The following is a 14,586-nucleotide window of genomic DNA, read 5'->3' as shown; positions in this document are numbered from 1 at the left end:
TCATGGCCGGGCTCTCCAGCCACCGACAGGGGCGGCAAAACGATAGACCATGGGGCGTTTTTCACCATCGGCGCGGGGGCCGAAGTTGTTGTCCAGACCGATCCAGGCGCCATCGGCATCCACCACCAGCGCTTCGGCCAGGCCGTAAGGCTGATCGTATCGGCGTTGCGGCGTGAGCATTTCGGAAGCAAATGACCAGCACTGTTCGACCGCTGCCGTAACGGCATCGCGGCGGCACAGCTGGTATTGGCTGCTTTCGAGGGTGAACAACTTGCCCTGAAACAGCGCCACATCCGAAAAATTCCTGGCGACCGCCTTGGCCTTGGGCACCTGGGCAGGCTGCATCTCGGTGCCCGCCTCACTCAACAACACGCACGGGCCGTCGCAATCCCACAGGCTTTGCGGACGCTTGATGGAAATCAGGCCACGCCGTTCACGCTCAGCCGCCAGCCAGATCTGATTGCCCTCAGGGTTGATCGCCAGGCCTTCAAACAATGCATTGAAGTGCAGCAACATACCGCTGGCCCGCGCTTCACGCACCATGCCGGGTGCGATCTTCAACCACTCAGGCGCGCCCGTCACCGGCACTTGCAGCACCGCCGCATGGGCTTCGCTGACAATGTAGCGGTTACCGGCGGCATCGCAGGTGATCCCTTCAAAATCCAGGTCGCCACCGCGAATGAACGACGCGGCCTTGGTACGTGAACGCAACCCCCACGGCAAGCCGGACTCGGGCACCGGTGGCACGTCGATCTTTACCGTTTCAGCCTTCCAGGTCGGTGCGGTGATGTCCAGGCGGTAGATCTGGTCGTCATCGCGATCGGAAACCGTCCACAACTCGCTACCGCACAACGCCAGCCCCGACAGGTTGCCGCCGCGCATGCCGTCCACCGGGTGTTCGGACACCAGCTTGAGCTCGGCCGCAGGCGCGGCAGCCACCTGGGTGGCCGCCAAACCGCTCAACATCAGGATCGCCAGGGCGAAACCTGTGCGCATCAGCCCAGAACCTCGGCCAGGTTGCCTTTGGATTCCAGCCAGGACTTGCGATCCGGCGCGCGTTTCTTCGCCAGCAGCATGTCCATCATTTCCGAGGTCGCGGCGAAGTCGTCGCCCAGCGTCAGCTGCACCAGGCGCCGAGTGTTCGGGTCCATGGTGGTTTCGCGCAGTTGCGGCGGGTTCATTTCACCCAGGCCCTTGAATCGCGTGACCTGCGGCTTGCCGCGCTTCTTCTCGGCCACCAGGCGGTCGAGAATGCCATCGCGCTCGGCTTCGTCGAGGGCGTAGAAAATCTCCTTGCCCAGGTCGATCCGGTACAACGGTGGCATGGCGACGTAGACGTGGCCAGCATCCACCAGCGGGCGGAAGTGCTGCACGAACAACGCGCAGAGCAGCGTGGCAATGTGCAAACCATCGGAGTCGGCGTCGGCGAGGATGCAGATCTTGCCGTAGCGCAACTGGCTCATGTCCGCCGCGCCCGGGTCTACACCAATGGCCACGGCGATGTTGTGCACTTCCTGGCTGGCCAGGACTTCGCTGCCATCGACTTCCCAGGTGTTGAGGATCTTGCCGCGCAACGGCAGGATCGCCTGGAACTCCTTGTCCCGCGCTTGCTTGGCGGAACCGCCGGCGGAGTCACCCTCCACCAGGAACAGCTCGGAGCGCATCGGGTCCTGCCCGGCGCAATCGGCCAGCTTGCCTGGAAGTGCCGGGCCCTGGGTGATGCGCTTGCGCTCGACCTTCTTGCTGGCCTTCAAGCGACGGCCGGCGTTGTTGATCGCCAGTTCGGCCAGGGCCAGGCCCAGTTCAGGGTGTTCGTTGAGCCACAGGCTGAATGCATCCTTGACCACACCGGAGACAAACGCCGCCGCTTCGCGCGACGACAGGCGCTCTTTGGTCTGGCCGGAGAATTGCGGCTCCTGCATCTTCATGGACAGCACGAACGCAATGCGCTCCCACACATCTTCCGGCGCCAGCTTCACGCCGCGTGGCAGCAGGCTGCGGTATTCGCAGAATTCGCGCATGGCATCCAGCAGGCCCTGACGCAAACCGTTCACGTGGGTGCCGCCCTGGGCCGTGGGGATCAGGTTGACGTAGCTTTCCTGCACGCTGTCGCCGCCTTCCGGCAACCACAGCAGCGCCCAGTCCACGGCTTCTTTATTACCGGCCAGGCTGCCGCAGAACGGCTCGTTGGGCAGGCGTTCGAAGTCGCTGACGGAGTCTTCCAGGTACGAACGCAGGCCGTCTTCGTAATGCCACTCGACCTTCTCGCCAGTGCCTTTGTCTTCAAAGGTCACCAGCAGGCCCGGGCACAGCACGGCCTTGGCCTTGAGCACATGCTTGAGGCGGCTGATGGAGAATTTCGGCGAATCGAAGTATTTCGGGTCCGGGGCGAAGTACACGCTGGTGCCGGTGTTGCGCTTGCCAACGGTGCCAATCACTTCCAGGTCGGTGGCCTTGTAGCCATCGGCGAAAGTCATCTGGTACTCGTTGCCGTCGCGCTTGACCTTGACCCGCACCAGCGTGGACAGGGCGTTGACCACGGAAATACCCACACCGTGCAGGCCACCGGAGAACTGGTAGTTCTTGTTCGAGAACTTGCCACCCGCATGGAGCTTGGTGAGGATCAGCTCGACGCCCGACACGCCCTCTTCCGGGTGGATATCCACCGGCATGCCGCGACCATCGTCGGACACTTCCAGGGAGTGGTCAGCGTGAAGAATGACATGCACCGACTTGGCGTGCCCGGCCAAGGCTTCGTCGACGCTGTTGTCGATGACTTCCTGGGCAAGGTGGTTCGGCCGACTGGTGTCGGTGTACATGCCGGGGCGTTTGCGCACCGGGTCGAGGCCCGAGAGGACTTCGATGGCGTCGGCGTTATAAGAGCTAGCGCTGGGAGTGGCCATGGGGTCTCGTCGTGAGTCGTTCGATTAAAAAATGACCTGCGACTTTACAGTGCAGCAAAGTCGAAGGATTGATACTGATCTGCGCCAATGCCGGCAAAGCTCAACATTGCCGGCAATTGCTGGGCGAACCCCTGGTAACCATGGTCGCCGCCGGCCTGGATGCGCAAGGCACAGGCTCGGTAATACTGCTGGGCGAGGCGATAATCCAGGGTTTCATCCCCGGTCTGCAACCACACCTGATACCGCGCGGCGTCCTGGGGCGCCGGTACTTCCAGCTCGGCCAGGGCCGTGACGTGGTCGTGGGTCAGTTCCCAGGTTTCATCGGTGTAGAGGTTCTTCTGGGTGCCCAGGTAACCGTCGAACATCCGATGCGGGCTGACCGCCGGGTTTACCAGCAATGCCTTGAGGCCATGGCGTTCGGCAAGATGGGTTGCATAGTAGCCGCCGAGTGAGCTGCCGACCAGCAGTGGCCGACCCAGTTCGGCAATCGCGGCTTCCAGTTGAGGAATCGCCTGACGGGGATGGTGATGCAGGGCCGGTACACGCAGTTGGTCAGCCAGGCCGATAGCGCCCATCACAGTGATCAACTGACTGGCCTTGTTGGACGCAGGCGCGCTGTTGAAACCGTGGATATACAGGATCGAAGCGGACATGCCGGGCTCTCCATGACTCAGCCAAAGAGCCGCAGTTTACAGGGATCGGGGCCGTGTGTGATGACCTCAGCCCTCAATACACCGAAGATCCAATGTGGGAGGGGGCTTGCCCCCGATAGCGGAGTGTCAGGCACTGTTAGATCTGACTGATCCACCGCCATCGGGGGCAAGCCCCCTCCCACAGTTAATAGCCGTTGCTGCCGTAGTCCACGGTAAATTCGAAGCCCTGGACCCGCTCCACCCCGGTCTCCAACCGTCCGTCAGCATGCAGGCGCAGCCAGCGGTAGCCCGGCGCTTGCTCACTGACCTTGAAATCCTCGCTGCCCGGTGCGAACTGGATACAGGTGGACGGCGACGCCAACAGGCGCACGCCGTTGCGCTCGCGGTCGATCTCCTGGTGCACATGCCCCCACAGTACCGCCCTCACCTGCGGGAAACGGTCGAGCACCGCAAACAGGGCCTCCGGGTTGCGCAAGCCAATGGGTTCCATCCAGGCGCAACCGATGGGCACCGGATGATGGTGGAAGCACACCAGATGGTGACGGTTTGGCGCCTCGCTCAGGGCCTGGGCGAGCAGTTGCAATTGGCTGTCCTGCAAGTAACCGGGCACCGAACCGGGTACGGCGGAGTCCAGCAGGGTGATGCGCCATTGGCCGGTATCGACCACCGACTCCAGCAAATCGCTGTGCACCGCGGCGTGGGCCATGATCTGCGGCTCGTCGTGATTGCCGGGAATCCAGCGCGTCGGGGCGCCGATGGGCGCCGTCATATCGCGAAACTGCTGATACGACTCCAATGTGCCGTCCTGGGAAAGATCCCCAGTGGCCAACACCAGATCAATGCGTGGCTGCTGCGCACGCACCAACTCGATCACCCTTTGCAGGCTGTCACGGGTGTTCATGCCCAACAGCATGCCGTCAGCGTCGGCAAACAGGTGGCTGTCGGACAGTTGCACCAGCAAGGCCGGTGCATCGGGGCTCACGGTGGATACGCTCGGCAAGGCGCTCTCCCAAGGCAATCACAGGAATGGACGTTTGGCGTGATTATGCTGGGGCAGGACACAAAGAGGAAACCCAGGAAGCGGACGCAGTTCACATCTACCGCACGGCTTCGAACTCATGGCCCAGGGCCAGGCAGTGGCTCAACCATTCACCGAGGAACACATTGAGCTGTGCCTTCTCATCGGGCTGGTGCATGAACACGTTGGGGTAAGGATAGATGCTGCGAAAGCGCCGCGCATGTTCGGCGCTGATCACTTCGGCCATGCGCGCGTCGTGGTACACCTGCACTTCCAACTGCGGCACCGGCAGCCAAGGCAGGCTGTGTTCCTGGCGCACGCGCAGGGTGGTGGTGTAGGGGCAGTTGACGATCACTTCCAGGGCCAGCACGCCGAGCATCTGGTCGCCGTGGGTCACGCCAATGCGCCGTGCCTCGGGGGCATGGCGCATGTCGGGGAGCAGGCGCATCAGCCGCGCATAGTTGGCCTCGCAGGCGGCTTGCAGCCCGATCAGGTCGACTCGATAACGTTCCCGTGCCTTTACTGCCATAACCCCCTCACTTCTGCGCGATTAAGCGCAAGCCATTGCAGGGCGATAATGCTGGCTGCGTTGGAAATTTTGCCGTCGCGTACCGCTTGCAGGCCATCTTCGAAGGCCCACACGGTGACGCGGATATCTTCAGCTTCTTCTTCCAATCCATGGACGCCGCCCGCGCCCGAGCTGTCGCAACGGCCCAGGTACAAGTGGACAAATTCGGTACTGCCGCCGGGCGACGGGAAATACTTGGTGATCGGCCACAGCGCGGAGAATGTCAGCCCAGCTTCCTCCTCGGCTTCGCGGTGTGCAACCTCCTCCGGCTCTTCATCCTTGTCGATCAGGCCGGCGACCATCTCCACCAGCCACGGGTTGTCGGTACGGCCCATGGCGCCGACGCGGAACTGCTCGATCAGCACCACTTCATCGCGCTGCGGGTCGTAGGGCAGCACGCACACGGCATCATGACGAACAAAGACTTCGCGGTTGATCACCCGGCTCATGCCGCCATCGAACTTCTCATGGCGCAGTTGTACGCGATCAAGCTTGTAGAAGCCCTGGTAGGCATTGTCGCGCTGAACAATCTCGATTGTGCTCGGCGTCGATTTTGCTGAATCCGTCATGTCCCTTCCTCGTTGAGCCTGCGCAATTGGCGCCATCCTAACGCGCTCATGCCTCTGGATGCAGCCCCTTTCCAGTTGCCGGGATAGACGGCGGGCGTCAAACACACTCTAATCAGCTTAGTGGCGAACTGACGGCCTTGCTGGCAGTCGAAGCTGCACAAATTTCGCTCTTATCGCTAGACGAAGGACATCCATGTCGCTTTTAAAAATCGCCTCCGTGGCCTGTATCGCATTGACCCTCGGCGCATGCCAGAGCCTGTTCCAGCCGAGTTACAAAGCCCCGGTGGAAGCCACCCGCGACGCCACCGAGCAGAGCAAGCCGGGCTGCGCCAGCGCCGACTGTCCGCTGGTGAATATCGACACCGTGCACTTTGCCAAGGAACCCAAGCTGGACGCATTGATTGAACAGCGCCTGCTGGAAATGACCCAAAGCGATCCCCTGCCGACCAGCCTGGAGACCTATCGCGAGCAATTCCTGAAAACCGCCGCCCCCCGCAACAGCATGTACTTGCAGGCCAAGGTACGTGAACAGCATGACGGCTTGGTGATCATCGAATTGTCCAGCTACCTGGACCAGGGCGCCACCCACGGCGAGCCCGGCCGCGCGTTCATCAACTATTCGCGCCAGCGGCAAAAGGCCCTGACCCTGACCGACATGCTGCTGCCCGGCAAGGAAGATGCGTTCTGGAAAGCCGCCCAGGTGGCTCACAACAGCTGGTTGATCAGCACCCGCCTGAGCCTGGAGCCGGAGTATGTGAAGACCTACCCCTTCCAGAAAACCCCGAACGTGGCGCTGACCTATGGTGGCGTGATCCTCAAGTACCCGACCAACACCATCGCGCCGTACGCCCTGGGCCACGTCGAATTGCAGATTCCCTACTCACGCCTGGACGGCATCATCCAGCCTGAGCTGGTGCCTGCACGCCGCTGAAAACCCGCCTCAGGATCAACTGCAACAGCCCTGCCAGCACCAGCGCCGGCAGGGTCGCGCCGATATCCGGATACAGGTTGGCCAACAGGTGATAAGTCACGACGCCACCCAACCACGCCAGCAGCGCCGGCCAACGCAGGTTGGCGACAGCCCCCTGACCACGGCGCCGCAGGACAAAGTGATCCACCAGTACCACGCCGAACAGCGGCGCGAATACCGAGCCGATCAGCAACAGGAAGTTCTGGTATTGGGCCAATGGCGCAAAGCAGGCGATGAGTGTGCAGATCACACCGATGGCCAGCGCCAGGTGCTCGACCTTCAAGCGCAACAGCAGGCCGCTGGAAACCGCCGCCGAGTGAATATCGGCGAAGGCGTTTTCCGACTCATCCAGCAGGATCAGCAGCAGCGGAATCCCCAGGCAAGCCCCGGCCAACGCCAGCAACAGCGCATTCACCTCGCCGCTCGGCGCAAACGCCAGGGTGTAGGCCACGCCCAGGCTCATCAGCCAGAAATTACCGATAAAGAACCCCAGCGCCGTGCCGCCGAACACGCCTTGGGCGCGTTTACCGAAGCGCGAGTAATCGGCGATCAGCGGCAGCCATGACAGCGGCATGGCAATCGCGATATCAAAGCCCACCGCGAACGGCATCGAGCCGTCACCGGCCTTGGCCCAGAGTGCGGCGAGGTCGGCTTTGGCGAACAGGTTCCAGGTCAGCCACAGGCAGGCGGCGAGCAGCAGCCAGATGCCCCATTTGCGCAGGATCTGGCGCACAAACGTCAGCGGACCACTGACCGCCAGCAAGGTCGCCAGGCCACCGAAGAACAGCGTCCACAATAATGGACTGGCCAACAGGCTACCGCCGCTGAACGCCCGCGTGCCCAACAGGCTGGCGGCGTCGCGCATCACGATGATTTCAAACGAGCCCCAACCGATCAATTGCAGCAGGTTGAGCAGCGCCGGCAGGCTGGCGCCCTTGGCGCCAAGGCTCAGCTTGAGCGCGGCCATGGCGGACAGGCCGGTGTCGCTGCCGATCACGCCGACAGCGGCCAGCAGCAGGACGCCGACCAGGGTGCCGAGGAAAATCGCCAGCAAGGAGCCGGACAAGCCCAGGCCCGGCGCCAGCAACGCGCCGGTCTGCAGGACCATCAGGCCGATGCCGAGGGAGAACCACAGGGAGAACAGGTCGCGGGCGCCGAAGACTCTTTTGTCGCTCGGCACTGCGATATCGGGGGAGTAAGTACTCGGTTGAATGCTCAAGGGTGTTATCTCTGAGGAACTGATCGTTCCCACGCTCTGCGTGGGAATGCCGCTTTGGACGCTCTGCGTCCGCCGTTGTGACGCACAGCGTCACGGATGCATTCCCACGCGGAGCGTGGGAACGATCATCGGTACTAGACCTTCTTGTAGAGCTGGCTGCCTTCCTGCTTGAACCGCTCCGCCTGCTCCGCCAGGCCCTTGGCCACGTCCACATCCACCGCTTCAATGCGCTGGTTGGCCGCGTACTCACGCACTTCCTGGGTGATCTTCATCGAACAGAACTTCGGCCCGCACATCGAGCAGAAGTGCGCGACCTTGGCCGAATCCTTCGGCAGGGTTTCGTCGTGATAGGAACGCGCGGTGTCAGGGTCCAGGCCGAGGTTGAACTGGTCTTCCCAGCGGAATTCGAAACGCGCCTTGCTCAAGGCGTTATCGCGGATCTGCGCGCCCGGATGGCCTTTGGCGAGGTCCGCCGCGTGGGCGGCGATCTTGTAGGTGATGATCCCGGTCTTCACGTCATCCTTGTTCGGCAGGCCCAGGTGCTCCTTGGGCGTGACGTAGCAGAGCATGGCGCAACCGAACCAGCCGATCATCGCCGCGCCGATGCCGGAGGTGATGTGGTCGTAACCTGGCGCGATGTCGGTGGTCAGCGGGCCGAGTGTGTAGAACGGCGCCTCGTCGCAGCACTCGAGCTGCTTGTCCATGTTCTCCTTGATCAACTGCATCGGCACGTGGCCAGGGCCTTCGATCATGGTTTGCACGTCGTGCTTCCAGGCGGTCTTGGTCAGTTCGCCGAGGGTTTCCAGCTCGCCGAATTGCGCGGCGTCGTTGGCGTCGGCAATCGAACCCGGGCGCAGGCCATCGCCAAGGGAGAAACTGACGTCGTAGGCCTTCATGATTTCGCAGATTTCGTCGAAATGCGTGTAGGTGAAGTTCTCTTTGTGGTGCGCCAGGCACCACTTGGCCATGATCGAGCCGCCACGGGACACGATGCCGGTAACGCGCTTGGCGGTCAGCGGCACATAGCGCAGCAATACACCGGCGTGGATGGTGAAGTAGTCGACGCCCTGCTCGGCCTGTTCGATCAGGGTGTCGCGGAACAGCTCCCAGGTCAGGTCTTCGGCGGCGCCGCCGACTTTTTCCAGGGCCTGGTAGATCGGCACGGTGCCAATCGGCACCGGCGAGTTGCGGATGATCCACTCACGGGTTTCATGAATGTGCTTGCCGGTGGACAGGTCCATCACCGTGTCCGAACCCCAGCGAATGCCCCAGGTCAGTTTGGCCACTTCTTCTTCGATGGACGAACCCAGGGCGCTGTTGCCGATGTTGCCGTTGATCTTCACCAGGAAGTTACGGCCGATGATCATCGGTTCCAGTTCGGTGTGGTTGATGTTGGCCGGGATGATGGCGCGGCCGCGGGCGATTTCTTCGCGCACGAATTCGGGGGTGATGATCTTCGGCACGCTGGCGCCAAAGCTGTGCCCGGCGTGCTGCTGGTCGAGCAGGCCACTGGCGCGGGCTTCTTCGAGCTTCATGTTCTCGCGGATGGCGACGTATTCCATCTCGGCGGTGATGATGCCTTTGCGCGCGTAGTGCATCTGGGTGACGTTGGCGCCGGCCTTGGCACGACGCGGGTTCTTCACGTGGGCGAAGCGCAACGCGGTCAGCTCGGCATCACTGAGGCGCTGTTGGCCGAAGTGCGAGCTGAGGCCCGGCAGCCGCTCGGTGTCGCCACGCACTTCGATCCACGGCGAGCGCACATCGCCCAGGCCTTTGCGCACGTCGATGATCACGTTGGGGTCGGTGTAGGGGCCGGAGGTGTCATACACGGTGACCGGCGCGTTGATCTCACCGCCGAAATCGGTGGGGGTGACGTCCAGGCTGATTTGTCGCATCGGTACACGAATGTCCGGGCGGGTGCCTTCCACGTAGATCTTCTGCGAGCGGGTAAACGGCTGCACGGAGCCGGAGTCGACCTTGGCCGATTCACTCAAATGCACGGTGTTTTTTAATGTTGTAGTCATCACGGGCTCTCCAACTTATCCAGGCGGTGGATTTTTGTCGGAGCGAACCTGTGACGGACGGACGCACTGGAACCAGTGCTGTGCTTGGCGCACGAGGGCTGTTCGATTGTCGAACAACATCCCGGACGAAGCACAAGAGGACTCGCCGGGTGACGAGAAATCTTGTTCCCTACGCAGGCGCTAACCTGATCAGGTTCAACGGGATCCGGTATTTACCGATCTCAGCCTTCCAACAAGGCACCCCGACAAGAACGCGGCCAGTCTAGACCATGCCGTGGGCAAATTGCCAATGGCGGTGCATTCAGCGGGATGAATGGCGTGATTGCGGGATTGTTGCGCCGAGTCAGCACCACTACACTCGGTTGCCGCCACAATGCTTGACGCCAGGAATGGCCGGCCTTAGCCTTGGGCGATAAATTATCACCGTAATATTCAAACTAGGGATCGCCTCATGCTGCGCAAACTTTCACTGGCTCTTGCCGTGTCTTGTGCGACCAACGGAATGGTCTGGGCAGCTGAAGCGCCCTTGTCCGCCAAAACTGACTTGGTCAGCGTCTACCAGGAAGCGGTGGACAACAACGCCGACCTGGCCGCCGCCCGTGCCCAGTACGGCGCGCAAAAGGAAGTGGTGCCCCAGGCCCGCGCCGGCCTGCTGCCGAACCTGACCGGCGGTGCCGATATCAACAACGTACGCACCCAGATCGACACCCCGGCCGCCACCGCCAACCGCGATGCGCACTCCTGGCGCGCCACCCTTAGCCAGCCGCTGTTCCGTGCCGACCGCTGGTTCCAGCTGCAAGCCGCCGAGGCCACCAATGAGCAGGCGGCGTTGCAACTGTCGGCGACCGAACAGAACCTGATCCTGCAAAGCGCCGAAAACTATTTCGCCGTGCTGCGCGCCCAGGACAACCTCGCCTCGACCAAGGCCGAAGAAAATGCGTTCAAACGCCAGCTGGACCAGTCCAACGAGCGCTTTGACGTGGGCCTGTCGGACAAGACCGACGTGCTGCAATCCCAGGCCAGCTACGACACCGCCCGCGCCAACCGCATCCTGGCCCAACGCCAGGTCGAAGACGCGTTTGAAGCGCTGATCACCCTGACCAACCGCCAGTACAACTCGATCCAGGGCATCGTCCACACGCTGCCGGTGTTGCCGCCGCTGCCGAACGACGCCAAGGCCTGGGTCGAAACCGCCGGCCGCCAGAACCTGAACCTGCTGGCCAGCAACTATGCGGTCACGGCCGCCGAAGAAACCCTCAAGCAACGCAAAGCCGGCCACGCACCGACCCTGGACGCCGTAGCGCAATATGAAAAAGGCGACAACGACGCCCTCGGTTTCAGCAACCCGAATGCCTTCGGCACCCCGTACCGGGGCGATGTGGAACAGCGCACCATCGGCCTGCGCCTGAGCATCCCGATCTACAGCGGTGGGCTGACCAGCTCGCAGGTGCGTGAGTCCTACTCGCGCCTGGGCCAGACCGAGCAGCAGCGCGAAGGCCTGCGCCGCCAGGTAGTGGAAAACACCCGCAACCTGCACCGCGCGGTGAACACCGATGTGGAGCAGGTGCAAGCGCGCCGCCAGTCGATCATTTCCAACCAGAGCGCGGTGGAAGCCACGGAAATCGGCTATCAGGTGGGGACGCGCAATATCGTCGACGTGCTCGACTCCCAGCGCCAGCTCTATGCGTCGGTGCGCAACTACAACAACAGCCGCTACGACTACATCCTCGACAACCTGCGCTTGAAGCAGGCGGCGGGCACCTTGAACCCAGGCGATCTGCAAGACCTGGCGCGCTACCTCAAGGCTGACTACAACCCGGACCGCGACTTCCTGCCGCCGGACCTGGCCAAGGCTGCAGCCGAACAACTCAAGGCCCGCCCCGCCAACTGAATCCACCGCAAACCAATGTGGGAGGGGCTTGCCCCCGATAGCAGAGTGTCAGGCACCGTATAGGTGACTGATCTACCGCCATCGGGGGCAAGCCCCCTCCCACATTGAGTCAGGTGGTGATTCAGTCAGTCAGCAGTCGACCTAACCCATCCAGTAAACGCTTCAACGCGCCCTGGTTGGCCTGCATCACCTTGAGCCCCGCCTGCGCCATCTTGCGCGCATCCTGCGGCAGTTCGAACAACTGGCGCACGGCTTCGGCCAATCCTTCTGCGTCATCCACTGATCTCAACGCCCCGGCGTCACGCATCATCGCGGTGATTTCGAGGAAGTTGAACACATGTGGACCCATGATCACCGGCAACGCCAGCGCCGCCGGTTCCAGTGGATTGTGCCCACCGGTCGCCACCAGGCTGCCGCCTACGAAGGCGCTGTCGGCCAAGGCGTAGAGAAACAGCAACTCGCCCATGGTGTCGCCGAGCAGTACCGACGTGCTCGCACTGACGGGTTCGCCACTGGAGCGACGCACCGTGGCAAAACCCTGCTGCTCGCACAGTTCGAACATCGGGCCGAAGCGCTCCTGATGGCGCGGCACCAGAATCAACAGGGCGTTGGGGTAGCTGTCGAGCAGTTGGCGATGGGCCGCCAGCACCACCTCATCTTCACCCTCATGGGTACTCGCGGCAATCCACACCGGACGCTCGCTGGCGCCCCATTGCGCGCGCAACGCGGCGGCGCGTACCGGCAACTGGGGATCGATGGTCAGGTCGAACTTGATCGAGCCGGTGACTTCGACGGTTTCCGGCCGAGCGCCCAAATCCAGGAAGCGCTGGGCTTCGGTTTGCGTCTGCACTGCGAACAGGCTCATTTCCGACAGCATCGGCGCGGTCAGCCTGGCAAAGCGCGCATAGCCCTTGGCCGAACGTGCCGACAACCGTGCATTGGCCAATGCCACCGGAATCCCGCGCTGGGCGCAGGCGTGGATATGATTGGGCCACAGCTCGGTTTCCATGATCACCGCAAGCTTGGGCTGTACGCGATCCAGGAATCGCTTGGCCGCGCACGGCAAGTCATACGGCAAGTAGCAGTGCTGGATTCGCGGTTCATTGGCGAACAACGCCTGGATGCGCTCGGACCCGGTCGGCGTCATGCAGGTGACGGTGATCGGCAGCGTCGGATAACGCTCGAGCAAGCCGCGCACCATCGGCGCGGCGGCAATGCTTTCGCCCACCGACACGGCATGCACCCAGATCCCGCCTGGCTGCATCACCGGCAAGCCGTAGGAGAAGCGCTCGCCGACGCGCTTGGCATAGGCCGGCGCCTTGCGCGCGCGCAGCCACAGACGTAAAGCCACCAAGGGCAGCGCCAGGTAAAACAGACAGCTGTAGAGAGTTCTATTCATGGCGGCGGAGTTTATCGGCTTTTTCAGCCGATCGCCTGCAAGCACTCGGCAAATCGTTTGGCCAGGAAGCGCGCCGCCGGCCCCAGATGCTCGTCGCGCCGCCAGACCAACTCGACCACCAGAGCCGGCGGCGTCCATTCGCTGTCCAGTTCGACCATCTGTTGCTGGTAGGTCGGGTACTGCACGATATGCCGGGGCAGCCAGGCCCAGCCCAGGCCACTCATCAGCCATTCGGCCAACACGTAGAAACTGTCGGCGCGCCACACCAGCGGGCTGGCGGCTTCGCTGCCGGGGTAGACACTGGTCTGGGTCGACATCAGCAACTGGCGGAACTGCGCCAGGTGCTGGCACGTTACATAGGTTTCCTTGGCCAACGGGTGGTTCACCCCGCATACCGTGACCATCTCCACGCTGCCAACCACGCGCCGCTCCAGGGCTTCAGGGATCTGGTCGTGATAGAACAGCAGGCCCAGGTCAGCCTTGCGCTCCACCAGCTTGCGCGCCACATCACCCTGGGCCGCGCTGGACAACTGCACCTCCAGCAATGGGTACTGGCCCGCCAACGCCTCCAGGCTGTCGAGCACCGGTTGGAACAACATGGCTTCATCCTGGGCCAGGCGCAGGCACGCTTCCTCACCACGGGTCAATGACAGTGCCCGGCCATTGAGCCGCTCGCACTGGCGCAATACTTCGCGTGCTTCCTCCAACAACACGCTGCCAGCTTCGGTCAGCCGGGGCTGGCGGCCGCTGCTGCGCTCGAACAGGCTGACGCCCAGGTCCGCCTCCAGCATGGCAATCCCATTGCTGACCGCCGATTGAGCCTTGCGCTGCTGGCGCGCCACCGCCGAAAACGAACGCTGCTCGGCGACGCTGACAAACAGGCGCATCTGTTCCAGATCCCACTGCACGCTCATGGCTCAACCCATCTCTAATTCGGATAGGTAATGACTTTACCCCATCTGATTAAACTCTAGAATGCCAGCCTTAACTGATCGCTTTACCCGAGGACTGCCCCATGAATGCCGCCTACTACTACCTGGCTATCGCCATCTGCTCGGAAGTGATCGCCACCGTTTCCATGAAAGCCATCAAGGGCTGGAGCACGCCCATCCCCCTGCTGCTGGTGATCGTCGGCTACGGCGTGGCGTTCTGGATGCTGACGCTGGTGGTGCGCACCGTACCGGTGGGCGTGGCCTACGCGGTGTGGGCTGGAATGGGCATTGTGATGGTCAGCATCGCGGCGTTGTTTATCTACGGGCAGAAGCTGGATATTCCGGCGATGCTGGGGATGGGCCTGATTGTGCTGGGCGTGGTGGTGATTCAGCTGTTCTCGAAAACCGCCGGGCACTGACCACTCCTCAACAGCCTGTAT

At 62.5% G+C, this 14,586-nt stretch carries 13 protein-coding genes and 1 riboswitch; of the genes, 3 read left to right on the top strand and 10 right to left on the bottom strand.

The window, feature by feature from the left end; translation table 11 throughout:
• The 6 genes from BLR69_RS24195 to BLR69_RS24170 all read right to left on the bottom strand — a co-directional run bounded on the left by BLR69_RS24195 (nt 1) and on the right by BLR69_RS24170 (nt 5,711).
• Nucleotides 1–996: an esterase-like activity of phytase family protein gene (locus tag BLR69_RS24195; protein ID WP_071497191.1), complete on the bottom strand. Its 996-nt coding sequence runs from the start codon at nt 994–996 to the stop codon at nt 1–3.
• Entirely contained in the window at nt 996–2,903 is a 1,908-nt protein-coding gene (parE, locus tag BLR69_RS24190) for a DNA topoisomerase IV subunit B (protein WP_071497190.1), read from the bottom strand. Before parE ends, BLR69_RS24195 begins: the two co-directional genes overlap by 1 nt.
• Nucleotides 2,904–2,947: 44 nt before the next feature.
• The gene (locus BLR69_RS24185) at nt 2,948–3,556 is read right to left on the bottom strand and encodes a YqiA/YcfP family alpha/beta fold hydrolase (RefSeq protein ID WP_071497189.1); all 609 of its coding nucleotides are present in this window, start codon (nt 3,554–3,556) and stop codon (nt 2,948–2,950) included.
• Nucleotides 3,557–3,740: 184 nt separating this feature from the next.
• Entirely contained in the window at nt 3,741–4,556 is an 816-nt protein-coding gene (gene cpdA / locus BLR69_RS24180; protein WP_071497188.1) for a 3',5'-cyclic-AMP phosphodiesterase, read from the bottom strand.
• A gap of 97 nt (nt 4,557–4,653) precedes the next feature.
• Nucleotides 4,654–5,103: a DUF1249 domain-containing protein gene (locus BLR69_RS24175; RefSeq protein WP_012721893.1), complete on the bottom strand. Its 450-nt coding sequence runs from the start codon at nt 5,101–5,103 to the stop codon at nt 4,654–4,656.
• The gene (locus BLR69_RS24170) at nt 5,094–5,711 is read right to left on the bottom strand and encodes an NUDIX domain-containing protein (protein WP_071497187.1); all 618 of its coding nucleotides are present in this window, start codon (nt 5,709–5,711) and stop codon (nt 5,094–5,096) included. Before BLR69_RS24170 ends, BLR69_RS24175 begins: the two co-directional genes overlap by 10 nt.
• A gap of 193 nt (nt 5,712–5,904) precedes the next feature.
• On the opposite strand from BLR69_RS24170, the gene BLR69_RS24165 reads away from it, so the two are divergent.
• Nucleotides 5,905–6,642, top strand: coding sequence for an RsiV family protein (locus tag BLR69_RS24165; RefSeq protein ID WP_071497186.1), 738 nt, complete (start codon nt 5,905–5,907; stop codon nt 6,640–6,642).
• On the opposite strand, the gene cytX is transcribed toward BLR69_RS24165, so the two are convergent.
• The gene (gene cytX, locus BLR69_RS24160; RefSeq protein WP_071497185.1) at nt 6,608–7,900 is read right to left on the bottom strand and encodes a putative hydroxymethylpyrimidine transporter CytX; all 1,293 of its coding nucleotides are present in this window, start codon (nt 7,898–7,900) and stop codon (nt 6,608–6,610) included. The two genes, BLR69_RS24165 and cytX, sit on opposite strands and share 35 nt — an antisense overlap.
• A gap of 134 nt (nt 7,901–8,034) precedes the next feature.
• Nucleotides 8,035–9,924, bottom strand: coding sequence for a phosphomethylpyrimidine synthase ThiC (gene thiC / locus BLR69_RS24155; protein ID WP_071497184.1), 1,890 nt, complete (start codon nt 9,922–9,924; stop codon nt 8,035–8,037).
• 149 nt (nt 9,925–10,073) lie between these two features.
• A riboswitch (TPP riboswitch) is annotated at nt 10,074–10,179 on the bottom strand.
• A gap of 196 nt (nt 10,180–10,375) precedes the next feature.
• Between thiC and BLR69_RS24150 the strand changes: the two genes are divergently transcribed.
• Nucleotides 10,376–11,815: a TolC family outer membrane protein gene (locus tag BLR69_RS24150; RefSeq protein WP_071497183.1), complete on the top strand. Its 1,440-nt coding sequence runs from the start codon at nt 10,376–10,378 to the stop codon at nt 11,813–11,815.
• A gap of 121 nt (nt 11,816–11,936) precedes the next feature.
• Here the strand turns inward: BLR69_RS24150 and waaA are convergent, their stop codons facing one another.
• Nucleotides 11,937–13,214 carry a lipid IV(A) 3-deoxy-D-manno-octulosonic acid transferase gene (gene waaA / locus BLR69_RS24145; protein ID WP_071497182.1) on the bottom strand — a complete coding sequence of 426 codons (1,278 nt, stop codon included), beginning with the start codon at nt 13,212–13,214 and terminating at the stop codon, nt 11,937–11,939.
• A 23-nt stretch (nt 13,215–13,237) separates the two neighbouring features.
• Nucleotides 13,238–14,128 carry a LysR family transcriptional regulator gene (locus BLR69_RS24140; RefSeq protein ID WP_071497181.1) on the bottom strand — a complete coding sequence of 297 codons (891 nt, stop codon included), beginning with the start codon at nt 14,126–14,128 and terminating at the stop codon, nt 13,238–13,240.
• 101 nt (nt 14,129–14,229) lie between these two features.
• Here BLR69_RS24140 and BLR69_RS24135 point away from each other — a divergent pair, with 101 nt between their 5' ends.
• Entirely contained in the window at nt 14,230–14,565 is a 336-nt protein-coding gene (locus tag BLR69_RS24135) for a DMT family transporter (RefSeq protein WP_049710328.1), read from the top strand.
• Nucleotides 14,566–14,586: the final 21 nt, after the last annotated feature.

This window comes from Pseudomonas azotoformans (assembly GCF_900103345.1).
Lineage (GTDB): Bacteria > Pseudomonadota > Gammaproteobacteria > Pseudomonadales > Pseudomonadaceae > Aquipseudomonas > Aquipseudomonas azotoformans.
This window is presented reverse-complemented; position numbering and strand designations above follow the sequence as displayed.

Excerpts from the sequence above, each read along its gene's own strand:
- BLR69_RS24195 (WP_071497191.1), bottom strand. The coding sequence starts at position 996 with ATGCGCACAGGTTTCGCCCTGGCGATCCTGATGTTGAGCGGTTTGGCG.
- parE (WP_071497190.1), bottom strand. The coding sequence starts at position 2,903 with ATGGCCACTCCCAGCGCTAGCTCTTATAACGCCGACGCCATCGAAGTC.
- BLR69_RS24185 (WP_071497189.1), bottom strand. The coding sequence starts at position 3,556 with ATGTCCGCTTCGATCCTGTATATCCACGGTTTCAACAGCGCGCCTGCG.
- BLR69_RS24175 (WP_012721893.1), bottom strand. The coding sequence starts at position 5,103 with ATGGCAGTAAAGGCACGGGAACGTTATCGAGTCGACCTGATCGGGCTG.
- BLR69_RS24170 (WP_071497187.1), bottom strand. The coding sequence starts at position 5,711 with ATGACGGATTCAGCAAAATCGACGCCGAGCACAATCGAGATTGTTCAG.
- BLR69_RS24165 (WP_071497186.1), top strand. The coding sequence starts at position 5,905 with ATGTCGCTTTTAAAAATCGCCTCCGTGGCCTGTATCGCATTGACCCTC.
- thiC (WP_071497184.1), bottom strand. The coding sequence starts at position 9,924 with ATGACTACAACATTAAAAAACACCGTGCATTTGAGTGAATCGGCCAAG.
- BLR69_RS24150 (WP_071497183.1), top strand. The coding sequence starts at position 10,376 with ATGCTGCGCAAACTTTCACTGGCTCTTGCCGTGTCTTGTGCGACCAAC.
- waaA (WP_071497182.1), bottom strand. The coding sequence starts at position 13,214 with ATGAATAGAACTCTCTACAGCTGTCTGTTTTACCTGGCGCTGCCCTTG.
- BLR69_RS24140 (WP_071497181.1), bottom strand. The coding sequence starts at position 14,128 with ATGAGCGTGCAGTGGGATCTGGAACAGATGCGCCTGTTTGTCAGCGTC.
- BLR69_RS24135 (WP_049710328.1), top strand. The coding sequence starts at position 14,230 with ATGAATGCCGCCTACTACTACCTGGCTATCGCCATCTGCTCGGAAGTG.